The organism is Pseudomonas sp. 203-8 (assembly GCF_020708595.1).
Lineage (GTDB): Bacteria > Pseudomonadota > Gammaproteobacteria > Pseudomonadales > Pseudomonadaceae > Pseudomonas > Pseudomonas aeruginosa.
On record NZ_JAJFDF010000005.1, the window covers coordinates 133,613 to 155,297 of the forward strand.

The following is a 21,685-nucleotide window of genomic DNA, read 5'->3' on the forward strand; positions in this document are numbered from 1 at the left end:
CTTCGCCCTATCGTCAGCCATTCGCAGTAGCCACCATGACCTGGCATATCCTCGGCGCCGGTAGCCTCGGCAGCCTCTGGGCCGCGCGCCTCGGGCGCGCCGGCCTGCCCGTCCGCCTGATCCTGCGCGACCGCCAGCGCCTGCGCCGCTACCAACAGGCCGGCGGACTGAGCCTGGTGGAAGACGGCCAGGCCAGCCTCTACCCGATCGCCGCGGAAACCCCGGACGGCGGGCAACCCATCCAGCGCCTGCTGCTGGCCTGCAAGGCCTACGACGCGGAGGAAGCCGCCTCCAGCGTGGCCCATCGCCTGGCCGGCAACGCCGAACTGCTGTTGCTGCAGAACGGCCTGGGCAGCCAGCAGGCGGTCGCCGCCCGCCTGCCGCGCAGCCGCTGCCTGTTCGCCTCCAGCACCGAAGGCGCGTTCCGCGATGGCGATTTCCGCGTGGTCTTCGCCGGCCGGGGGCACACCTGGCTCGGCGATCCGCGCGACACAAACGCCCCCGCCTGGCTGACGCAGCTGTCCCAGGCCGGGATCCCGCACAGCTGGAGCGACGACATCCTCGAACGGCTGTGGCGCAAGCTGGCCCTGAACTGCGCGATCAACCCGCTGACCGTCCTCCACGATTGCCGCAACGGCGGCCTGCGGCAGCACCCGGAAGAGATCGCCGCGCTTTGCGACGAGCTCGGCCAGTTGCTCCACGCCAGCGGCTACGACGCCGCCGCCAGGAGCCTGCTGGAGGATGTCCGGGCGGTGATCGACGCCACCGCGGCCAACTATTCCTCGATGCATCAGGACGTCACCCGCGGCCGGCGCACGGAAATCGGCTACCTGCTCGGCTACGCCTGCCAGCACGGGCAGCGCCTGGGACTACCGCTGCCGCGCCTGGGAACCTTGCTCGCCCGCCTCCAGGCCCATCTGCGCCAGCGCGGTTTGCCCGACCGCTAAAGCGCGTTACCCTGCCCGCCATTCCTTTTCGCCGCGGACCGCCAGAGCCCATGAACCTGCGCCAGCGCCTCGACAACCTGCCCGTAGGGCAGAAACTGCTCGCCGCCCTGCTGATCCTGCTGGCTACCGTGCTGCTGGTGGCCAACCTGGCGTTCATCAGCGCCGCCTACTGGATTTCCCAGGAGAGCGTCGCCCCCCAGGCGATGCAGACCATCGGCCGGCTGATCGCCAACCCGGCGCTCAGCCAGCCGGCACTCAGTTCGCCGCAGACCGCCGAGGTCCTGCTGCGCCAGCTCAACGATTACCAGCCGTTGCGCGCCGCGGCCCTGTACGACAGCAATGGGCTGATGCTGGCCGACCTGCAACGCGGCGACACCCTCAAGCTGCCGGCCCGCCTGGACCGCCTGGAGCACTGGAGGCGCGGCGAGTACCGCCTCAACGCGCTGATCGAACTGCCCCAGGAAAACGCCCGCCCCGGCTACCTGCTGCTGGTGGCCAGCGGTGAACTGCCGAGCGCGTTCTACACCGGAACCCTCACCGCCAGCCTGGCGATCCTCGGCGTCAGCGTGCTGCTCTGGCTGCTGGTGGCGCAGCAGATACGCCGCCTGATCACCCGGCCGATCCGCGATCTCGAGGAACTGTCGCGGCAGGTCACCCGCGAGGAGAACTACGCCCTCCGCGCCCAGCGCGGCAACGGCGACGAGATCGGCCGCCTGGCCGACGCGTTCAACACCATGCTGACCCGCATCGAGGCCCGCGAGCAGCAGCTCAAGCGCGCCCGCGACGATGCCCAGGAAGCGGTCGAGCAGGCCCAGAGCCTGGCCGAGGAAACCCGCCGCTCGAACCGCAAGCTGGAACTGGAAGTGCAGGTGCGCAGCAAGATCGAGAAGAAGCTCACCGGTTTCCAGCACTACCTCAACAGCATCATCGACTCCATGCCTTCGGCGCTGATCGCGGTGGACGAGCAACTCTACGTCACGCAGTGGAACCAGGAGGCCAGCCAGCTTTCCGGCACCAGCCTGGACGATGCGGTCAACCAGCCGGTGTTCCTCGCCTTTCCCTCGCTCAAGCCGTTCCTTCCGCAGCTCACCCGGGCTGCCGAGAAGCACAGCGTGGAGCGTGTCGAACGGGTCACCTGGGCGCTGATCGACACGCCACGCCACTACGCCCTGACCTTCTACCCGCTGATGGGCGGCACCGGCCGCGGCGCGGTGATCCGCATCGACGACATCACCCAGCGGCTGAGCCTGGAAGAAGTGATGGTGCAATCGGAGAAGATGCTCTCGGTCGGCAGCCTCGCCGCCGGCATGGCCCACGAGATCAACAACCCGCTCGGCGCGATCCTGCACAACGTGCAGAACATCAAGCGGCGCCTGTCCCCGGAGCTGGCGAAGAACGTCGAGCTGGCGGCCGAGGTCGGAGTGCCGCTGGAAGACATCAATCACTACCTCGACGGCCGCGACATCCCGCGCCTGCTGGAAGGCATCCAGCACGCCGGCTCGCGGGCAGCGAAGATCGTCACCCACATGCTCGCCTTCAGCCGCCGCAGCCACCGGCAGATGACCGCTTGCGAACTGCCCGCACTGCTCGAACAGGCGGTGGAAATCGCCGGTAACGACTTCGACCTGGCCGAAGGCTTCGACTTCAAGTCGTTGCAGATCGTCCACGAGTTCGACCCCAACCTCGGCCCGGTGCCGGTGATCGCCAACGAGGTCGAGCAGGTCCTGCTCAACCTGCTGAAGAACGCCGCCCAGGCCATCCACCAGCGCGACGACGAAGAGGAAGGCGAACAGGGCCGGATCGTCCTGCGCACGCGCCTGACGCCGCCCTGGGCGGAAGTCCAGGTGGAAGACAACGGCAGCGGCATGCCCGAACTGGTGCGCAAGCGTATCTTCGAGCCGTTCTTCACCACCAAGGAAGTCGGCCAGGGCACCGGTCTCGGCCTGTCCGTCTCGTATTTCATCATCACCAACAATCACAAGGGCCAGATGGAAGTACGCTCGGAACTGGGCCGCGGCACCTGCTTCAGCATCCGCCTGCCGCTGGAAAGCTCCGAAGCGGTCGCCCCCGCACAAGCCAAGGCCCTGCCGCCCGCTCTGCCGCAACCCGGTAGCAGCCTGCGGCGGGGCGACGAAGAGGAAGGTTGAATCCATGGGCAATCGATTGTCGAAGATCTACACCCGTACCGGCGACCGCGGCGAGACCGGCCTGGCCGGCGGACGCCGGGTGCCCAAGAGCCATCCACGCATCGAGGCGATCGGCGCGGTGGACGAATTGAACAGCCAGTTGGGCCTGCTCCTTGCCGAGCTGCTGGAAGCGCGTGGCGCACATCCCGGCCTGGAGGAGATCGTCCAGGCGCTGGCGCCGGTGCAACACCGCCTGTTCGACCTCGGCGGGGAGCTGGCGATGCCGGAGTATCGGGCCCTGGACGAGACGGAAGTGGCACGCCTGGAAAGCTGCATCGACCGCTGGAACGACGAGCTGGGCCCGCTGAAGAATTTCATCCTCCCCGGCGGTTCCCGCCTGGTCGCCCAGGCCCATGTCTGCCGCAGCCTGGCGCGCAGTGCCGAACGGCGCTGCCAGGCGCTGGACCAGGAGGAAACGCTGGAGGGCGTCGGCCTGTGCTACCTGAACCGGCTCTCCGACCTGCTGTTCGTCGCCGCCCGCGCCATCGCCCGGCGCCAGGGCGTGGCGGAGATTCTCTGGGAGGCGGCGGCAAAACCGGACTGACGGCGAGCGAGGGCTCGGCATCGAGACGAAAAAAAGGAGGCCGAAGCCTCCTTTTTTCTTCATTCCACCGTCAAAGGCCGCCCGGCCAGAACGCACGGATACCCGCCACGCCTTGGGCTCCATGCTCCCAAGCCTGCTCGGCTTGCTGCGGACCGAGGCCACCCAGCAGGTAGACCGGCTGGTTGAAGCCGGCGATCAGTTCGGCGGCCTTGTCCCAACCCAGCGCCGGCTCGCCGGGATGGCTCTCGGTCGGCTGTACCGGCGAAAGAGTGACGAACTCCACTCCCATCGAGGCAGCCAGGGCCAGTTCATCCGCGTCGTGGCAGGAGGCGGCCAGCAGGCGCCCTTCGGGGAACGGCCGACCGGCGCTGGCGTATTTGCGCAGTTGAGCGGAGGTCAGGTGCCAACCGGCAGCCGGGAAGTCGCCCAGCCACTCCAGCGGGCCTTTCAGCATCAGTTGCGCCTTGCCGGCGCAGAGTCCCTGGATATCGATGGCGAGATCGCGGTATTCGGGACTGAACATGTTCGGCGCGCGCAACTGGATCAGGCGGATGCCCGCCTCCACCGCCTTGCGTACGCCGCTGATCAGCTCGCCCGGCTCCAATCCGTCCGGGGTGATCAGGTAGTGCGCCGGCAGGCGCGCGGCCTGGACGATCGGCGCGTTGGCGGCGGGGAACTCGTAGTCGGCCAGCTCGCGCGGCTCCACCCAGGCCAGCGGTTGGCCCTCGGCGCCGTGGGCTTCGCCGGAAAACCCGTCGACCTCCCAGACATCGAGCAGGACGTGCTTGTCGGCATAGTCGTGCCGGACCTGGATCAGCGGCCGGGCCCGCTCGACACGGATGCCCAGTTCCTCTTCCAGCTCACGGGCCAACGCCGCGCGCACCGGCTCGCCGTCCTCCACCTTGCCCCCGGGAAACTCCCACAGGCCGCCCTGGTGCTTGTCTTCCGGCCGCCGGGCGATCAGCACCCGGCCATCGGAGCCACGAATCACGGCCGCGGCGACATGTACTCGTTTCACGGATCATCTCCTCGCTACTGCCGTCACGCACCGCCGGAAGCGGCGGACGGCCATCAACTACCGGCCTGCTCGCGCAATGCCGCGTCGTACCAGGCGCGGAACGCAGGCCACTGATAAATCGTCTCGACATAGGTCCGGGCGATATCCGGCAACTCCACCGCATAACTGCGGAAACGCGCCGCCACCGGTGCGTAGAACGCATCCGCCAGGCTGGCGTGGCCGAACAGGAACGGACCGTCCTGGCCGAAGCGCCGCCGGCAATCCGCCCAGGCTTCGCAGATACGTTGAATATCCTGTCGTGTCGCCTCGGACAATTCCACCAATGGCTGCTGGCGCCGCAGGTCCATCGGCAGCTCGCCGCGCAACGCGGCGAAACCGCTGTGCATTTCCGCGCAAACCGAACGGGCCAGCGCCCGCGCCGCCTCGCCGCGCGGCCACAGGTGGGCCTCGGGGAAGCGCTCGGCGAGGTACTCGGCGATGGCCAGGGAATCCCAGATGTCGCCATCCTCGCTTTTCAGCAAGGGCACCTTGCCGGTCGGCGAATATTGCAGGATCCGCTCCCGGGTATCGGGCCGCCCCAGCGGGACGAGGATCTCGTCGAACGCCGCCCCGCTCATGCGCAGGGCCAGCCAGCCCCGCAGCGACCAGGACGAGTCATTGCGATTGCCAATCACGATGGTCAGGGCCATGCGCCTCTCCTCTTCGGCCGCCCGACGCGGACGGCCATGCACCAGAGAACTTAAGAGGCGCACGGACCGATGGCAAATTCCCGATTTTCATCCATCGATGAAGGATCGGAATGCCTGGCTTCAGGTGCGGTACTCTGCGTTGATCTTCACGTATTCGTGGGACAGGTCGGTGGTCCAGATGGTCTCGCTGCAGGTGCCGCGTCCCAGTTCGATGCGGATGCCGATCTCGGCCTGGGCCATCACCGCCGCGCCCTGTTCCTCGGTGTAACTGGCCGCCCGGCCGCCACGGCTGGCGATACAGACGTCGCCAAGGAACACGTCGATCTTGCTCACGTCCAGATTGGCCACGCCGGCACGTCCGACCGCGGCGAGAATGCGTCCCCAGTTCGGGTCGGAGGCGAACAGCGCGGTCTTGATCAGCGGCGAGTGGGCCACGGCATAGCCGACATCCAGGCACTCCTGGTGGGTGGCGCCGCCGTTGACCTGAACAGTGACGAACTTGGTCGCGCCCTCGCCGTCGCGAACGATGGCCTGGGCCAGCTCCATGGAAACCTCCAGTACCGCTTGCTTCAACGCGGCGAACAGCGCGCCGCTGGCCTGGGTGACTTCCGGCAGCGCCGCGCGACCGGTGGCGATCAGCATGCAGCAGTCGTTGGTGGAGGTATCGCCGTCGATGGTGATGCGGTTGAAGGACTTGTTGGCGGCGTCGCGCAACAGATCCTGCAGCACGCCCTGGGCGACCTTGGCGTCGGTGGCGATATAACCGAGCATGGTCGCCATGTTCGGCTTGATCATCCCGGCGCCCTTGCTGATCCCGGTGACGGTCACGGTCACGCCATCGTGCACGAACTGGCGGCTGGCGCCCTTGGGCAGGGTATCGGTGGTCATGATCCCCGCGGCAGCTTCGGCCCAGTGGTCCTCGGCCAGGTCGGCCAGGGCCGCAGGCAACGCCGCCTCGATCTTGGCCACCGGCAGGGGCTCGCCGATCACCCCGGTGGAATATGGCAGCACCGAAGTCTCGGCGACCCCGGCCAGTTCGGCGAGCTTGGCGCAGGTTTGCGCAGCGGCGGCGAGGCCGGCCTCGCCGGTACCGGCGTTGGCGTTGCCGGTATTGGTCAGCAGGTAGCGCACCTCACCGAGGAAACGCTGTTTGGCCAGGGTCACCGGCGCGGCACAGAACGCGTTCAGGGTGAACACCCCGGCCACGCTGGAGCCTTCGGCGCAGCGCATGACCACCACGTCTTTGCGCCCCGGTCGCTTGATGCCGGCGGAAGCGATGCCGAGTTCGAAACCGGGGACCGGGTGCAGGGTGGACAGGGGGCCAAGACCGACAGCCATGGGAACGCGCTCCTTTACCAAACAGTGGACTCGATGCCGTCCGCGACGGCGTGACGGAAAACGCATCGGCGCCGGGCTGGCGCCAATTCGAACAAACGCCGCGAGCGGCAGGACCGGTCGCGGCGTTGGTGAACCAGGCGGGAAGCTTAGTCCAGCTGCCCGTGGCAGTGCTTGTATTTCTTGCCGGAACCGCACGGGCAAGGCTCGTTGCGGCCGATCTTCTGCTCGTTGCGCACAGGCTCGAGCGGCACGACCGGAGCCGGGCCCTCGGGAAGCTCTTCTTCCTCGCCGGCCACGGCCTGCTCCATCGAGGGAGCCTCGGCGTGCTGGAACTGCATGCGCTTGGCCAGTTCCTCCGCCTCGCGACGCAGGCGGGCCTCCTCTTCGGCCGGGTCTTCGCGACGGACCTGGACGTGGGACAGCACGCGGATGGTGTCGCGCTTGATCGAGTCCAGCAGCTCCTGGAACAGGGTGAAGGACTCGCGCTTGTATTCCTGCTTCGGATTCTTCTGCGCGTAGCCACGCAGGTGGATGCCGTGCCGCAGGTGGTCCATGGTCGACAGGTGGTCCTTCCACAGGTCGTCCAGCACCCGCAGCAGCATCTGCTTCTCGAAGGCGCGCAGGGCTTCGGCGCCGGCCAGCTCTTCCTTCTCGTAGTAGGCGGCGACGATCTGCTCGAGGATCTTGCTACGCAGGGTTTCCTCGTACAGCTTGTCGTCTTCGTCCAGCCACTGCTGGATCGGCAGGCGCACGGCGAAGTCGCTGTACAGCGCAGCCTCCAGGCCTTCGATGTCCCACTGCTCGGGCAGCGACTGCGGCGGAATGTGCTGGTTGATGGTGGCGCTGAGGGTTTCCTCGCGGAATTCCTTGATGGTCTCGCCCACGTCCTCTGCCGACAGCAGGGTATTGCGCATGTGGTAGATCACCTTGCGCTGCTCGTTGGCTACGTCATCGAATTCCAGCAGTTGCTTGCGGATGTCGAAGTTGCGCCCTTCGACCTTGCGCTGGGCCTTCTCGATGGCGTTGGTCACCATGCGGTGCTCGATCGCCTCGCCGGACTGCATGCCCAGCGCCTTCATGAAGTTCTTCACCCGGTCGGAGGCGAAGATCCGCATCAGGTTGTCTTCCAGCGACAGGTAGAAGCGGCTGGAACCCGGGTCGCCCTGACGACCGGCACGGCCGCGCAACTGGTTGTCGATCCGGCGGGATTCGTGGCGCTCGGAGGCGATCACGTGCAGGCCGCCCGCCTCGATCACCTGCTGGTGGCGCTTCTGCCATTCGGCCTTGATCTGGGCGATCTGCTCCTCGGTGGGGTTCTCCAGGGCCGCGACTTCGACTTCCCAGTTGCCGCCGAGGAGGATGTCGGTACCGCGGCCGGCCATGTTGGTGGCGATGGTCACCGAGCCGGGCGCGCCAGCCTGGGCGATGATCTCGGCTTCCTTCTCGTGGTACTTGGCGTTGAGCACCTTGTGCTCGATGCCTGCCTCTTGCAACAGCTTGGAAACGTACTCGGAACTCTCGATCGACGCGGTGCCGACCAGGATCGGCCGGCCGAGGGCCTGGCACTGCTTGATGTCGGTGATGATCGCCGCGTACTTCTCTTCCTGGGTCAGGTAGACCAGGTCGTTGAAGTCCTTGCGCGCGATCGGCCGGTGGGTCGGGATCACCACCACGTCGAGACCGTAGATCTGGCGGAACTCGAAGGCCTCGGTATCGGCGGTGCCGGTCATGCCGGCCAGCTTGTTGTACAGGCGGAAATAGTTCTGGAAGGTGGTGGAGGCCAGGGTCTGGCTCTCGGCCTGGATCGGCAGGCCTTCCTTCGCCTCGATGGCCTGGTGCAGGCCCTCGGACAGGCGACGGCCAGGCATGGTGCGGCCGGTGTGCTCGTCGATCAGGAGGATCTGGTCGCCCTGGACGATGTACTCGACGTTGCGGTGGAACAGGGTGTGCGCGCGCAGCGCTGCGTAAACGTGGGTCAGCAGGCTCAGGTTGTGCGCCGAGTAGAGGCTCTCGCCTTCGCCGAGCAGGCCGTTCTGGCTCAGCAGGTCCTCGATGAACTGGTGGCCCTGCTCGTTGAGTTCGACCTGGCGGGTCTTCTCGTCGATGCTGTAGTGGCCTTCCTCGGTCGGCTTGCCCTCGACCTCTTCGACCTGGCGCTTGAGACGCGGGATCAGCTTGTTGATCTTGATGTACAGCTCGGAGCTGTCTTCGGCCTGGCCGGAGATGATCAGCGGGGTACGCGCCTCGTCGATGAGGATCGAGTCCACTTCGTCGACCACGGCGAAGTTCAGCTCGCGCTGGAACTTGTCGTCCAGGCTGAAGGCCATGTTGTCGCGCAGGTAATCGAAGCCGAATTCGTTGTTGGTGCCGTAGGTGATGTCGGCGGCGTAGGCGGCGCGCTTGTCTTCCGGCGGCTGGAAGGGAGTGACCACGCCGACGCTGAGGCCGAGGAACTCGTACAGCGGGCGCATCCAGTTGGCGTCGCGGCGCGCCAGGTAGTCGTTCACCGTGACCACGTGCACGCCCTTGCCGGACAGCGCGTTGAGGTAGACCGGCAGGGTGCCCACCAGGGTCTTGCCCTCGCCGGTACGCATTTCGGCGATCTTGCCGTCGTGCAGGGTCATGCCACCGATCAGCTGGACATCGAAGTGGCGCATGCCCATCACCCGCTTGCCAGCCTCGCGAACCACGGCGAAGGCTTCGGGCAGCAATTGGTCGAGCGTTTCGCCCTTGGCGTAGCGCTGCTGGAATTCAGCCGTTTTCGCCTTCAACTGCTCGTCGGAGAGCGCCACCATCTGGGGCTCGAGCGCATTGATGGCCTGTACAGCCTTGGCCATGCGCTTTACATCACGCTCGTTCTTGCTTCCAAAGAGTTTCTTCAACAAAGGCGCAAACATATCGACTTGGTCATCCACACGTGGGGAATGGAAGGCTCACCCATCCGGCGGCCCGTGCCGATCAACGGCATGAAAGGGAACATTCTACCCGGAAACGGGTATGAGAAAAGTACAGCAGATCAATGCGCGTCGCTCACTCGGAAACAGACGCGCGTGCGATGAAGCTTTGCGGATTCATTACCCGGCCATCCTTCATCACTTCGAAATGTACGTGGTAGCCGGTGGAGCGTCCGGTGCTGCCGACCTTGGCCAGCACCTGGCCGCGCTTGACCAGGTCACCGACCTCGACCAGGTTCTTCTGGTTATGGGCATACAACGTGGTGTAGCCATCGGCGTGCCCGACCTCGACCACGTTGCCATAGCCGTTCTTGCGCCCGGACCAGGTCACCACCCCCGCCGCCACGGCCACCACGTCGCTGCCGGCCGGCGCGGCGAAGTCGATGCCCTTGTGCATGCTCAGGCGGCCGCTCACCGGATTGACCCGGCGCCCGAACGGCGAGGAGATGTAGCCCTGGCGCACCGGCTGGCCGGCCAGGTAGGTCGACTGGCTGATGTGCTTGTCGGCGAGCAGTTGCTCCAGCACCTCGAGCTGCTGCTCGCGGGTATCCAGGCGTGCCGCCAGTTCGTCTAGCGTCGCCATGAACGACGGCGGGGCATAGGCGCTGCCCTCCAGCGGTTCGTCGACGCCACCCTGGCCGACGCTCAGGGAGAAGTCGAACTCGTCGGGGTCGACGTCGGCCAGCTCGGTGAGACGTTCGCCGAGGGCATCCAGCCGAACCAGGCGCGCCTGCAGTTCGCCGAGATGCACGCTCAGTGCGTCCATCTGCCGCTGCGCGTCCTCGCGGGCGCTGCTGATCTCGGCGCTCTGCGCCTGCAGCGCGGCATCGACTTCGATGCCGGCCACCGGAGCCGGCGCGCGGAACAGCCAGGCGCCCATGAAGCCCCCGGCCAACAGGCTGGCACCGACCACGCAGGCCCCGGCCAGCATCAGCAACCGCGGCTGCAGATGGACGGAGCGAGCGGCCCCATGGTGCCGGCTCAGAAAAATGATGTGCATGACTTATCCTTCATACGGGCCGGCAGTAGCGAAACGCTTTCTGCTACCATTCCGACTCAGTAACCCCCAGGCTTCCCGCCATGTCTTTTCGTCCCTTGCCCGCCCAGGCATCGACCCAGTTGCTGCGCCAGGCCAGGCCGCTGCAGATGCTGTTCGCCGAAGCCCAGCGCATCTGCCGCCTGCAGCAACTGCTGGAAAGCCAGTTGCAACCGGCGGCGCGCCCGTACTGCCATGTGGCTTCGTGGCGCGGCGGTTGCCTGCTGCTGATCGTCACCGATGGCCACTGGGCCACACGCCTGCGCTATCAGCAGCGGCGCCTGCAGCGGCAGCTGCAGGCTTTCGAAGAATTCGCGAACTTAGCGAAAATCCTTTTCAAGGTGCAACCCACCACGTCCACACAACGTGCGGCACGTCGCAGCTTGAACCTGTCTGCCGTCGCGGCGGAAAACCTTCGCGAATCCGCCGAGATCGTCGGCAATCCACGCCTGCGGGAAGCGCTCGAGCGGTTGGCAAGCCGCGCCGAGAAAAGCCGGCAAGAATAAATCCCGAAATAAAAAGAGGCCACCCTGAGGTGGCCTCCAAATATGGAAAGGAGAGTTTTCCTACACTGCCGCCGCCGGGCGCATATAGGAAATAGGCGCGGTACGCGCGTCTTCGAAGGTCACCACTTCCCAAGCATCCTTGTCTGCGATCAACGTACGCAGCAGTTGGTTGTTCAGGGCATGGCCGGACTTGAAGCCACGGAACTCGCCGATAAGACTGTTGCCGAGCAGATACAGGTCGCCGATGGCATCCAGGATCTTGTGCTTGACGAACTCGTCCTCGTAACGCAGGCCGTCTTCGTTGAGCACGCGGTTCTCGTCGACCACGATCGCGTTCTCCACGCTACCGCCGAGTGCCAGGTTCTGCGAACGCAGGTACTCGATGTCGCGCATGAACCCGAAGGTACGGGCGCGGCTGACCTCCTTGACGAAGGAAGTACTGGAGAAATCGACCGAGGCCTGCTGGGTGCGACCACGGAAGACCGGATGATCGAAATCGATCTCGAAGCTGACCTTGAAGCCGTCGAACGGAACGAAGACGGCGCGCTTGTCGCCCTCTTCCACGCTGACTTCGCGCTTGATGCGGATGAACTTCTTGGCAGCTTCCTGCTCTTGCAATCCGGCGGACTGGATCAGGAATACGAACGGACCAGCGCTGCCATCCATGATCGGCACTTCCGAAGCGGACAGCTCGACGTAGGCGTTGTCGATACCCAGGCCGGCCATGGCCGAGAGCAGGTGCTCCACCGTATCCACTTTGACGTCACCCTTGACCAGGGTGGTCGACATGGTGGTTTCGCCGACGTTCTCGGCCCGGGCCGGGATTTCCACGACCGGATCCAGGTCGGTGCGGCAGAACACGATACCGGTGTCCACCGGCGCCGGTTTCAGGGTCAGGTAAACCTTTTCCCCCGAGTGCAGACCGACGCCAGTAGCCCGGATGATGTTCTTCAAGGTGCGTTGTTTGATCATGGCTTTGGCCGCTTAAGCGCTGACTGCGAACTGTTTTCAACAATGGCCGGCGATGATAGCAGAACCGGCCTTTGCTGAACACCAATCACATCTCTACTCCTGATTAATTACTTCAATCGGCCTGACGACGCAGGAACGCCGGGATATCCAGGTAATCCAGGTCATCCTGCGGGTTCAGCTTGGCCGCGGTCGCCGCGCTGCCGTGAGACTGGTTGCGCATCACGGTAGGACGGTCGAGGTCGCGGTAGTTCACCGACTGCTGCTCGCGCTGGGCCGGAGCGGCTGCCTGGGCTGCACTGCCCTGCACGGTGTTGTCGACGACCTTCACCGGTTTCTCCAGGCGCGCGCCCAGGCCGGTGGCGACTACGGTGACGTGCAGCTCATCGCGCATGTCCGCGTCGATCACGGTGCCCACCTTCACAGTGGCGTGCTCGGAAGCGAACTGTTCGATGATGTTGCCGACATCGGAGTACTCGCCCAGGGACAGGTCCGGACCCGCGGTGATGTTCACCAGGATGCCGCGCGCGCCCTGCAGGTTGACGTCTTCCAGCAGCGGGTTGCGGATTGCCGCCTCGGTGGCCTCGCGGGCACGGTTCGGACCGCTGGCGCAGCCGGTACCCATCATCGCCATGCCCATTTCGCTCATGACGGTCTTCACGTCGGCGAAGTCGACGTTGATCATGCCCGGACGCTTGATGATGTCGGAGATACCGCGCACGGCACCGGCCAGCACGTCATCGGCCTTGGCGAAGGCGGCCAGCAGGCTGGCGTCCTTGCCGAGGATGGTCAGCAGCTTCTCGTTCGGGATGGTGATCAGCGAATCGACGCTCTCGGCCAGCGCGCGGATGCCCTCGTCGGCGATCTGCATGCGCTTGCGACCTTCGAACGGGAACGGGCGGGTCACCACCGCGACGGTGAGGATGCCCATTTCCTTCGCCACTTCGGCGATGATCGGCGCGGCGCCGGTACCGGTGCCGCCACCCATGCCGGTGGTGATGAAGACCATGTCGGCGCCTTCCAGCACTTCGGAAATGCGCTCGCGATCTTCCAGAGCCGCCTGACGACCGACTTCCGGATTGGCGCCGGCACCCAGCCCCTTGGTGACGCCCGGGCCGAGTTGCAGAACGGTGCGCGCCGCGATGTTCTTCAGCGCTTGTGCGTCGGTGTTGGCGCAGATGAACTCGACGCCCTCGACGTTGTTCTTGGCCATGTGATTGACGGCGTTGCCGCCACCACCACCTACACCGATCACTTTTATGACGGCGGTTTGTGCGATGTTATCGACCAGTTCAAACATTTCCCCTCTCCTTCCTTTCTAGTTTTGTCGCCTACTGTTACCGCGTTGAATCAGAAATTGCCCTGGACCCAGCGTTTGAGCCGCTCCAGGACAGGTGCCTTGGGTTCGTCGCTGCTGTAGCTGCTGCCTGACACAGACATCGACATGCCATCGGACTGCTTCTGCAGTCCGTACATCAGCAGGCCGACGCCCGTCGAATAGATCGGGTTGCGCACCACGTCGGTGAGGCCCTTCACGCTATACGGCACGCCGAGGCGTACCGGCATGTGGAAGATTTCCTCGGCCAGCTCGACCGCGCCTTCCATCTTCGAGGTGCCGCCGGTGAGGACGATCCCTGCCGGGATCAGGTCCTCGTAGCCGCTGCGGCGCAGCTCGGCCTGGACCAGGGTGAACAGCTCGTCGTAACGAGGCTCGACCACTTCGGCCAGGGCCTGGCGCGACAGTTCGCGCGGCGGCCGGTCGCCGACGCTGGGCACCTTGATGGTCTCGCCGGCACCGGCCAGCTTGGCCAGGGCGCAGGCGTAGCGGATCTTGATCTCTTCCGCGTACTGGGTCGGCGTACGCAGGGCCATGGCGATGTCATTGGTGACCTGGTCGCCGGCGATCGGGATCACCGCGGTATGGCGGATCGCGCCTTCGGTGAAGATCGCGATATCGGTGGTGCCGCCGCCGATATCCACCAGGCACACGCCCAGTTCCTTCTCGTCCTCGGTCAGCACCGAATAGGCCGAGGCCAACTGCTCGAGGATGATGTCGTCGACCTCGAGGCCGCAGCGGCGCACGCACTTCTCGATGTTCTGCGAAGCATTCACCGCGCAGGTCACCACGTGCACCTTGGCTTCCAGGCGCACCCCGGACATGCCCAGCGGCTCGCGCACGCCTTCCTGGTTATCGATCACGTAATCCTGGGCCAGGGTATGCAGCACCCGCTGGTCCGCCGGGATCGCCACCGCCTGGGCGGCATCCAGTACCCGTTCGATATCCGCCGGGTTCACCTCGCGATCGCGGATCGCCACGATGCCGTGGGAATTGAGGCTGCGGATGTGGTTGCCGGCGATGCCGACGAACGCCGAGTGGATACGGCAACCGGCCATCTGCTGGGCCTCGTCGATGGCGCGCTGGATCGACTGCACGGTGGACTCGATGTTCACCACCACGCCCTTCTTCAGGCCGCGGGACGGATGAGTACCGATGCCAACGACCTCCAGCTGGCCATCGGCCGTCACCTCGCCCACCAGCGCCACCACCTTGGAGGTACCGATGTCGAGGCCGACGATCATCTTGCCGCTCTGCACGCTTGCCATGGTTATTACTGTCTCCTCAACTCACTGCACGGCGCTGGCCGTGGCCACCGTCGCGGGCGTGACCGGCTCGCGCCACGCAACGGCGAGGCCGTTGGGGTAACGCAGGTCGATCCGCGCAATGTTCGAAATCTGATCTTTGAGTGCCTTGTCGTAGATGCTTACGAAGCGGCGAATCTTGTCTACCACGTGGTCGCGCCCGATCTGGATCTCGACGCCCTGGGCCGTGGTCAGCGCCCAACCGCCGCGATCGCTCATTTCCAGGCGGGCGATGGAGAACCCGAGGGGACGCAGCAACTGGCTGAGCAACTGGTATTGCTGCATCACCTGCTGTTGCGCCCGCTGTGGACCATGCAAGCGGGGCAGATGTTCATAATTCGCCAGTTCCTTTGGCGTAAAAGCCTGTCCCTGGTTGTTCAGCAGCGCTTCGTCGCCCCACCGCGCGATCGGCAGTTGCTCGTCCAGGCGGATCACCACCTGGTCCGGCCACACCCGGCGCACCTCGGCGTGGGCGATCCAGGGCATCTGTTCCAGTTGCCCGCGCATGCCCGCCAGGTCGATGGTGAAGAAGCTCGCCGCCAGGTACGGGGAGATCCGCTGCTGCACCGCGCGCTGGCTGATGTAGCTGAGGTCGCCCTCGACACTGACCTTGGCGATCGGCCGGTCGGCGTACGGCAGGATGTACTCGGCGCCGCGATAGGCGCCATAGCCGAGAACGGCCAGCAACAGCGGCCAGGCCAGGTACTTGAGGAAACTGAAGTCGGCTTTCGGCAGGCGCACGCTCAGCGGTTCCTTGGCCACCAGACGGCTGGCGCCGCGCGGCATCGGCTTGCGCGGAGCGCGGCCGAGTCCACCGGGTTGCTGATGACGGAGCAGTACGCCATTCATGGCTTATCCCCTCGCCTCGCGGCTATCGGCCAGGATCGCCAGCACCAGTTGCTGGAAATCCAGGCCGGCGGCCCGCGCGGCCATAGGCACCAGGCTGTGGTCGGTCATGCCCGGTGCGGTGTTGACTTCAAGCAGCCAGAAACGCCCTTTGGCGTCCTGCATCACGTCCGCCCGCCCCCAACCCTGGATGCCCAGGGCGTCGCAGGCGCGCGCGGTGAGTTCCTTCAGCTCGCGTTCCTTGGCCTCGTCGAGACCGCAGGGCACCTGGTAGCGGGTATCGCTGGCCAGGTACTTGGCGTCGTAGTCGTAGAAGGTGTGCGGCGTGCCCAGGCGGATCGCCGGCAGCACCTGCCCGCGCAAGGTCGCCACGGTGAATTCCGGGCCGCTGATCCACTGCTCGACCAGCACCTGCGAGTCGTAGCGGGCCGCTTCGCGCCACGCCGCGATCAATTCGTCGAGCCCGCCGACCTTGGCCATGCCGATGCTCGAGCCTTCGTGAGCCGGCTTGACGATCAGCGGGAAACCCAGTCGCTGCGCCGCTTCGCGGCAGTCATCCTCGCTGGCCAGCACCGCGTAGTCCGGGGTCGGCAGGCCGAGGCTGAGCCAGACCCGCTTGGTCCGCAGCTTGTCCATCGCCAGCGCCGAGGCCAGCACGCCGCTGCCGGTGTAGGGAATGCCCGCGCACTCGAGCAGGCCCTGCATGCTGCCATCCTCGCCGCCACGACCGTGGAGAATGATGAAGGCACGGTCGATCTTCTCCTCGACCAGGCGTTGCAGCAGGTCTTCGCCGACATCGATGCCGAAGGCATCGACCCCGGCGGCCAGCAGGGATTGCAGGACCATCGCGCCGGACTTCAGCGACACCTCGCGCTCGGCGCTCTTGCCGCCGAACAGCACGGCGACACGGCCGAACGCCTTGGGATCCTGGGTGCCGTTCAGCAGGCTATCGAGGCAAAGGTTCATGCGCCCTTCCCTCCCTTGCCGGCGAACAGCGGGTTCTTGATCAGTTGCGGGGCCAGGCCGCCGACATCGCCAGCGCCCTGGCAAAGCAGGATGTCGCCAGCGCGCAGCAGCGGCTTGACCAGCGGCGCCAGGTCGGCGTCGCGCTCGAAGTAGATCGGGTCAAGCTGGCCGCGCTGGCGGATGCTGTGGCACAGCTGGCGGCTGTCGGCTCCCGGGATCGGCTCTTCGCCGGCCGGATAGACCTCCATCAACAGCAGCACGTTGGCTTCGCCCAGCACCTGCACGAAGTCTTCGTACAGGTCGCGGGTACGGGTATAGCGATGCGGCTGGTAGACCATCACCAGGCGACGCTCCGGCCAACCGCCACGGATCGCCTTGATCACCGCGGCGACTTCGCGCGGATGGTGGCCGTAATCGTCCACCAGCATCACGCTGCCACCCTCGACCTGCAGCTCGCCGTAGACCTGGAAGCGCCGGCCTACGCCCTGGAAGCCGGACAGCCCCTGGACGATGGCTTCGTCGGAGATGCCCTCGTCGGTAGCGATGACGATGGTCGCCAGGGAATTCAGCACGTTGTGCAGGCCGGGCATGTTCACCGAGACGTCCAGCGGCTCGCGCTCCGGGCGCAACACGGTGAACCAGGTGCGCATGCCTTCCTGGCGGATGTTGATCGCGCGCACGTCGGCGTCTTCGCTGAGGCCGTAGGTCACGGTCGGGCGGGCGATCTGCGGGAGGATCTCACGCACAACCGGATCATCCACGCACATCACCGCCAGTCCGTAGAACGGCAGGTTGTGGAGGAACTCGACGAAGGTCTTCTTCAGCTTGTTGAAGTCGCCGCCGTAGGTCGCCATGTGGTCGGCGTCGATATTGGTGACCACCGCGACCATCGGTTGCAGGTGCAGGAAGCTGGCGTCGCTCTCGTCGGCCTCGGCCACCAGGTAGCGGCTGGCGCCGAGCTGGGCGTTGGTCCCGGCGGCGTTCAGCCGGCCGCCGATGACGAAGGTCGGGTCCAGGCCGCCGGCGGCGAACACCGAGGAGATCAGGCTGGTAGTGGTGGTCTTGCCGTGGGTGCCGGCTACCGCGATGCCGTGCCGGTAGCGCATCAGCTCGGCGAGCATCTCCGCACGCGGCACCACCGGAATCCGCCGTTCCAGGGCCGATGCCACTTCCGGGTTGGCCCGGTTGATGGCACTGGACACCACCAGCACGTCGGCGCCGTCGGCGTTTTCCGCCTGGTGGCCGATGAAGATCTGCGCGCCGAACTTCTCCAGGCGCTCGGTCACCGCCGAGGCCTTGAGGTCCGAGCCGGATACCTCGTAGCCGAGGTTCAGCAGCACTTCGGCGATCCCGCACATACCGGCGCCGCCGATGCCGACGAAATGGATGCGGCGGATACGGCGCATGGTCCGGGTGACGCCATTCGGTTCTTTAACCACGGGCCACCTCCAGGCAGGCATCGACCACCGTCCGGGTAGCCTCGGGTTTCGCCAGGCTGCGTGCCTGGTCTGCCATGGAGCGCAGGGTTTCGGGATGCATCAGGACCTCGGACAGCTGCGCGGCCAGTTCGGCCGCGCCGGTAGACTTTTGCGGCAGCAGGCGGCCGGCGCCGCTGCGTACCAGGAATTCGGCATTGCGGGTCTGGTGATCGTCGATCGCGTGAGGCAACGGCACCAGGAAGGCGGGCAATCCCGCCGCCGTCAGCTCGCTGACGGTCAGCGCGCCGGCGCGACAGATCACCAGGTCGGCCCAGGCATAGGCCGCGGCCATGTCGCTGATGAAGGGCGCGACGTCCGCTTCGACCGCCACTGTGCGATAACGCTCGGCGGTAATCTCGGCATGCTGACGACCGGCCTGATGGCGGATTGCCGGACGGATTTCCAGCGGCACCTGCGCCAGGGCCTCTGGCAACAGCTTGTTCAGCGGTTCCGCGCCAAGGCTGCCGCCGAGCACCAGCAGATTGACCCGACGGCCGGTCAGCGGCGCGCGGGCGTGCGCGTCGAGGAATAGCTCGCCGCGCACCGGATTGCCGGTGGTCAGACGCTTGTCACTGGCCGGGAAGGTATCCGGGAATGCCTCGCAGACGCGCCTGGCGATCGGCGCCAGGCTGCGGTTGGCGGTGCCGGCCACGGCGTTCTGCTCGTGGATCACCAGCGGCACGCCGTTGAGGCGCGCAGCCAGGCCGCCCGGGCCGGTGACATAGCCACCCAGGCCGAGCACGCAGACCGGCCTCAGCTGGCGGATCACCCGCAGCGCCTGGAACAGCGACTTGAGCAGTTCCAGCGGCGCCTTGACCAGCGACTTCAGGCCCTTGCCGCGCAGCCCGCTGACCTGAATCAGGTGCAACGGCAGGCCGGCCTTGGGTACCAGGTCATTCTCGATGCCGCGCGGCGTCCCCAGCCAGTGCACGGCATAGCCGCGCGCCTGGAACTCCCGCGCACAGGCGAGCGCCGGGAACACGTGTCCGCCGGTGCCACCCGCCATGATCAGGACATTACCTTTCATCGGCAAAGTCCTCTTCGTTGAACTCATATTCCTCGCTACCCAGGTGGGTTCGCCGTTCCCATTCGATGCGCAGCAACATCCCCAGACAGGCACAGCAGATCACCAGCGAACTGCCGCCGTAGCTGAGGAACGGCAGGGTCAGGCCCTTGGTCGGCAGCAGGCCGACGTTCACCCCGATGTTGATCAGGAACTGGCCGATCCAGAGGAAGGCCAGGCCGTAGGCCACGTAGGCGGAGAAGAACTGCTTGGCCTGCTCGGCCCAGATGCCGATGTACAGCGCGCGCAGGCTGACGAACACGAACAGGGCGACGGTCGCCAGGGCGCCGACGATGCCCAGCTCCTCTGCAAGCACGGCGAAGACGAAGTCGGTGTGCGCCTCCGGCAGGTAGAACTGCTTCTGGATGCTGTTGCCCAGTCCCATGCCCAACCAGCCGCCGCGGCCGAAGGCGATCAGCGCCTGGCTCAACTGATAGCCGGCGCCGAACTGGTCGGCCCAGGGGTCGGTGAAGTTGGTCAGGCGTGCCATCCGGTAGGGCTGGGTCTGGATCAGCAGGACCACCGCGCCGACCGCCAGCAGCACCATCAGGCCGAAGCGGAACAGCCCCACCCCGCCGAGGAACAGCATGGCCGCGGCAGCGCCCATCATTACCACGGTGGCGCCGAAGTCCGGCTCGCGCAGCAGCAGGCCGGCCATCGGCAGCAACACCACGAAGGGCTTGAAGAAGCCCATCCAGCTTTCCCGGACCTCCTGCTGGCGGCGGATCAGGTAGCCGGCCATGAAGATCACCACGCAGACCTTGGCGATCTCCGAAGGCTGGATGTTGAACAGGCCGAAGCCGATCCAGCGCATCGAGCCGTTCACCTCGCGGCCGATACCGGGGGTGATCACCAGCACCAGCAGGCCGAAGGCGACCAGCAACAGCTTCCAGCCCCAACGCTGCCAGGTGGCCATCGGGACCATCATGGTCAGGCCGCAGGAAATCAGGCCGATCACCAGGTAGATCAGGTGACGGACGGAGAAGTACAGCGGGTTGCCCGACTGCGCCGCCGCCACCTCGGAAGAGGCGGAAGTCACCATCACCAGGCCGAGGCCGAGCAGCGCCAGGCAACCCGCCAGCAGCGGGAAGTCCAGGTCGATGCCGTGCCGGCTCAACAGCGGCGACGGGAAGGGGCGCAACACCGACAGCATCACGCTAGCTCCTCTACGGCTTTGGCGAACAGGCGTCCGCGTTCTTCGAAGTTCTTGAACATGTCCAGGCTCGCGCAGGCCGGCGACAACAGCACCGCATCGCCTTCGCGGGCCAGCTCGGCGGCCTGCCGGACTGCTTCGTCCAGCGTTGCGACGCGCACCAGCGGTACCGCGTTGCCCAGTGCCTGGGCAATCAGCCCGGCGTCACGGCCAAGCAGTACCACCGCCCGGCAGAAGCGCGCGACCGGCTCGCGCAGGTCATGGAAATCGGCGCCCTTGCCGTCTCCGCCGGCGAGCAGCACCAGCTTGCCGTCGATGTCGGCACCCAGCCCCTCGATCGCCGCCAGGGCGGCGCCGACGTTGGTGGCCTTGGAATCGTCGTAGTAGCTCACGCCCTGCCGCTCGCGTACCCACTGGCAGCGATGAGCCAGGCCGGAAAACGCCTTCAGCGCGCCGAGCATGGCGTCGAACGGCAGGCCGACCGCATGGCCCAGCGCCAGCGCGGCGAGCGCGTTGGAATAGTTGTGGGCGCCACGGATCTTCAGTTCGCCAACCGGCAGCAGCTTGTCGAACTGGAACGCCAGCCACTTCTGGCCGTCTTCCTCGATCAGGCCGAAAGCCTTGAAGTCCGGCTTGTTCAGGCCGAACGACCAGCACGGCACGGTATCGGCGATCAGCGGTCGGGTCAGGGCATCGGCGCGATTCACCACGACCTGGCGGGCACCGCGGAAGATCCGGTGCTTGGCCAGGTGGTAGTCAGCCATGCCGTCGTAGCGATCCATATGGTCTTCGCTGACGTTCAGCACGGTCGCCACCTCGGCGTTGAGGCGATCGCAGGTTTCCAGCTGGAAGCTCGACAGCTCCAACACGTACAGCTCGATGTCGTCGGCCAGCAGGTCGAGCGCCGGGGTGCCGAGGTTGCCGCCGACGGCGACACGCTTGTCCGCGGCCACCGCCATTTCGCCCACCAGGGTGGTCACGGTGCTCTTCGCGTTGGAACCGGTGATGGCGACGATCGGGGCCTTCGCCTCGCGGGCGAAGAGATCGATGTCACCGGAGATGCGCACGCCTTTCGCGGCGGCCTGTACCAGCGCGGGGGTGCGCAGCGACAAGCCGGGGCTGACGTAGAGTTCGCGGGCGGAGCAGAGGAACTCGGCGTCGAGTTCGCCGCAACGCACTTCCACCTGCGGATACTGGGCACGCAGGGTGGCCAGCTCCGGCGGGTTCTCTCGGGTATCGACCACGGCGAAAGGCAAGCCGCGGCGCGCCAGGTAGCGCACCAGGGACATGCCGCTCTTGCCGAGGCCGACAACGATGCGGAAGTGGTCGGAGGCGATCAGGCTCATGCTCTC

At 66.1% G+C, this 21,685-nt stretch carries 18 protein-coding genes; 4 read left to right on the plus strand and 14 right to left on the minus strand.

Annotation, left to right across the window (positions count from 1 at the left end):
- Nucleotides 1–35 precede the first annotated feature (35 nt).
- Genes LJF27_RS13220 through LJF27_RS13230 form a run of 3 tightly spaced genes read left to right on the plus strand, consistent with a single transcriptional unit; the run spans nt 36 to nt 3,677 of the window.
- On the plus strand, nt 36–947 hold the full coding sequence (locus tag LJF27_RS13220) for a putative 2-dehydropantoate 2-reductase (RefSeq protein ID WP_003106518.1): 912 nt from the start codon (nt 36–38) through the stop codon (nt 945–947).
- A gap of 50 nt (nt 948–997) precedes the next feature.
- Nucleotides 998–3,094 (plus strand): sensor histidine kinase, encoded by a 2,097-nt coding sequence (locus LJF27_RS13225; RefSeq protein ID WP_003106517.1) that lies wholly within the window; start codon nt 998–1,000, stop codon nt 3,092–3,094.
- Nucleotides 3,095–3,098: 4 nt separating this feature from the next.
- Nucleotides 3,099–3,677 carry a cob(I)yrinic acid a,c-diamide adenosyltransferase gene (locus tag LJF27_RS13230; RefSeq protein ID WP_003106516.1) on the plus strand — a complete coding sequence of 193 codons (579 nt, stop codon included), beginning with the start codon at nt 3,099–3,101 and terminating at the stop codon, nt 3,675–3,677.
- Nucleotides 3,678–3,747: 70 nt separating this feature from the next.
- Here LJF27_RS13230 and LJF27_RS13235 read toward each other — a convergent pair whose 3' ends face one another.
- The 5 genes from LJF27_RS13235 to LJF27_RS13255 form a co-directional block, all read right to left on the minus strand.
- A complete protein-coding gene (locus LJF27_RS13235; protein ID WP_003094090.1) occupies nt 3,748–4,695 on the minus strand; it encodes a Nudix family hydrolase in 948 nt (315 codons plus the stop codon).
- Between the two features lie 53 nt (nt 4,696–4,748).
- Nucleotides 4,749–5,384, minus strand: coding sequence for a glutathione S-transferase family protein (locus tag LJF27_RS13240; RefSeq protein WP_003116203.1), 636 nt, complete (start codon nt 5,382–5,384; stop codon nt 4,749–4,751).
- Nucleotides 5,385–5,504: 120 nt separating this feature from the next.
- The gene (gene argJ, locus LJF27_RS13245) at nt 5,505–6,722 is read right to left on the minus strand and encodes a bifunctional glutamate N-acetyltransferase/amino-acid acetyltransferase ArgJ (protein WP_003116204.1); all 1,218 of its coding nucleotides are present in this window, start codon (nt 6,720–6,722) and stop codon (nt 5,505–5,507) included.
- A gap of 146 nt (nt 6,723–6,868) precedes the next feature.
- The gene (gene secA / locus LJF27_RS13250; RefSeq protein ID WP_003112752.1) at nt 6,869–9,619 is read right to left on the minus strand and encodes a preprotein translocase subunit SecA; all 2,751 of its coding nucleotides are present in this window, start codon (nt 9,617–9,619) and stop codon (nt 6,869–6,871) included.
- A 133-nt stretch (nt 9,620–9,752) separates the two neighbouring features.
- Nucleotides 9,753–10,676 carry a M23 family metallopeptidase gene (locus LJF27_RS13255; RefSeq protein WP_003094103.1) on the minus strand — a complete coding sequence of 308 codons (924 nt, stop codon included), beginning with the start codon at nt 10,674–10,676 and terminating at the stop codon, nt 9,753–9,755.
- 80 nt (nt 10,677–10,756) lie between these two features.
- On the opposite strand from LJF27_RS13255, the gene LJF27_RS13260 reads away from it, so the two are divergent.
- Entirely contained in the window at nt 10,757–11,218 is a 462-nt protein-coding gene (locus tag LJF27_RS13260; protein WP_023103496.1) for a DciA family protein, read from the plus strand.
- A gap of 60 nt (nt 11,219–11,278) precedes the next feature.
- On the opposite strand, the gene lpxC is transcribed toward LJF27_RS13260, so the two are convergent.
- The 9 genes from lpxC to murD form a co-directional block, all read right to left on the minus strand.
- Entirely contained in the window at nt 11,279–12,190 is a 912-nt protein-coding gene (gene lpxC, locus LJF27_RS13265; RefSeq protein ID WP_003094111.1) for a UDP-3-O-acyl-N-acetylglucosamine deacetylase, read from the minus strand.
- A gap of 112 nt (nt 12,191–12,302) precedes the next feature.
- Entirely contained in the window at nt 12,303–13,487 is a 1,185-nt protein-coding gene (gene ftsZ / locus LJF27_RS13270) for a cell division protein FtsZ (protein WP_003094113.1), read from the minus strand.
- Between the two features lie 50 nt (nt 13,488–13,537).
- Entirely contained in the window at nt 13,538–14,791 is a 1,254-nt protein-coding gene (ftsA, locus tag LJF27_RS13275; protein ID WP_003094115.1) for a cell division protein FtsA, read from the minus strand.
- 21 nt (nt 14,792–14,812) lie between these two features.
- The gene (locus LJF27_RS13280; RefSeq protein WP_003094118.1) at nt 14,813–15,676 is read right to left on the minus strand and encodes a cell division protein FtsQ/DivIB; all 864 of its coding nucleotides are present in this window, start codon (nt 15,674–15,676) and stop codon (nt 14,813–14,815) included.
- A 3-nt stretch (nt 15,677–15,679) separates the two neighbouring features.
- Complete coding sequence (locus tag LJF27_RS13285) at nt 15,680–16,639, minus strand: D-alanine--D-alanine ligase (RefSeq protein ID WP_004348014.1); 960 nt, start codon at nt 16,637–16,639, stop codon at nt 15,680–15,682.
- Complete coding sequence (gene murC, locus LJF27_RS13290) at nt 16,636–18,078, minus strand: UDP-N-acetylmuramate--L-alanine ligase (protein ID WP_023103497.1); 1,443 nt, start codon at nt 18,076–18,078, stop codon at nt 16,636–16,638. Before murC ends, LJF27_RS13285 begins: the two co-directional genes overlap by 4 nt.
- Complete coding sequence (gene murG, locus LJF27_RS13295; protein ID WP_003103107.1) at nt 18,071–19,144, minus strand: undecaprenyldiphospho-muramoylpentapeptide beta-N-acetylglucosaminyltransferase; 1,074 nt, start codon at nt 19,142–19,144, stop codon at nt 18,071–18,073. The genes murC and murG overlap by 8 nt, the downstream gene beginning before the upstream one ends.
- Nucleotides 19,134–20,333 carry a putative lipid II flippase FtsW gene (gene ftsW / locus LJF27_RS13300; RefSeq protein WP_003094125.1) on the minus strand — a complete coding sequence of 400 codons (1,200 nt, stop codon included), beginning with the start codon at nt 20,331–20,333 and terminating at the stop codon, nt 19,134–19,136. Before ftsW ends, murG begins: the two co-directional genes overlap by 11 nt.
- A complete protein-coding gene (gene murD, locus LJF27_RS13305) occupies nt 20,333–21,679 on the minus strand; it encodes a UDP-N-acetylmuramoyl-L-alanine--D-glutamate ligase (RefSeq protein ID WP_003103104.1) in 1,347 nt (448 codons plus the stop codon). Before murD ends, ftsW begins: the two co-directional genes overlap by 1 nt.
- Nucleotides 21,680–21,685: the final 6 nt, after the last annotated feature.

Coding starts and splice junctions, on each gene's coding strand:
- LJF27_RS13220 (WP_003106518.1), top strand. CDS start 36: ATGACCTGGCATATCCTCGGCGCCGGTAGCCTCGGCAGCCTCTGGGCC.
- LJF27_RS13225 (WP_003106517.1), top strand. CDS start 998: ATGAACCTGCGCCAGCGCCTCGACAACCTGCCCGTAGGGCAGAAACTG.
- LJF27_RS13230 (WP_003106516.1), top strand. CDS start 3,099: ATGGGCAATCGATTGTCGAAGATCTACACCCGTACCGGCGACCGCGGC.
- LJF27_RS13240 (WP_003116203.1), bottom strand. CDS start 5,384: ATGGCCCTGACCATCGTGATTGGCAATCGCAATGACTCGTCCTGGTCG.
- argJ (WP_003116204.1), bottom strand. CDS start 6,722: ATGGCTGTCGGTCTTGGCCCCCTGTCCACCCTGCACCCGGTCCCCGGT.
- secA (WP_003112752.1), bottom strand. CDS start 9,619: ATGTTTGCGCCTTTGTTGAAGAAACTCTTTGGAAGCAAGAACGAGCGT.
- LJF27_RS13255 (WP_003094103.1), bottom strand. CDS start 10,676: ATGCACATCATTTTTCTGAGCCGGCACCATGGGGCCGCTCGCTCCGTC.
- LJF27_RS13260 (WP_023103496.1), top strand. CDS start 10,757: ATGTCTTTTCGTCCCTTGCCCGCCCAGGCATCGACCCAGTTGCTGCGC.
- lpxC (WP_003094111.1), bottom strand. CDS start 12,190: ATGATCAAACAACGCACCTTGAAGAACATCATCCGGGCTACTGGCGTC.
- ftsZ (WP_003094113.1), bottom strand. CDS start 13,487: ATGTTTGAACTGGTCGATAACATCGCACAAACCGCCGTCATAAAAGTG.
- ftsA (WP_003094115.1), bottom strand. CDS start 14,791: ATGGCAAGCGTGCAGAGCGGCAAGATGATCGTCGGCCTCGACATCGGT.
- LJF27_RS13280 (WP_003094118.1), bottom strand. CDS start 15,676: ATGAATGGCGTACTGCTCCGTCATCAGCAACCCGGTGGACTCGGCCGC.
- LJF27_RS13285 (WP_004348014.1), bottom strand. CDS start 16,639: ATGAACCTTTGCCTCGATAGCCTGCTGAACGGCACCCAGGATCCCAAG.
- murG (WP_003103107.1), bottom strand. CDS start 19,144: ATGAAAGGTAATGTCCTGATCATGGCGGGTGGCACCGGCGGACACGTG.
- ftsW (WP_003094125.1), bottom strand. CDS start 20,333: ATGCTGTCGGTGTTGCGCCCCTTCCCGTCGCCGCTGTTGAGCCGGCAC.
- murD (WP_003103104.1), bottom strand. CDS start 21,679: ATGAGCCTGATCGCCTCCGACCACTTCCGCATCGTTGTCGGCCTCGGC.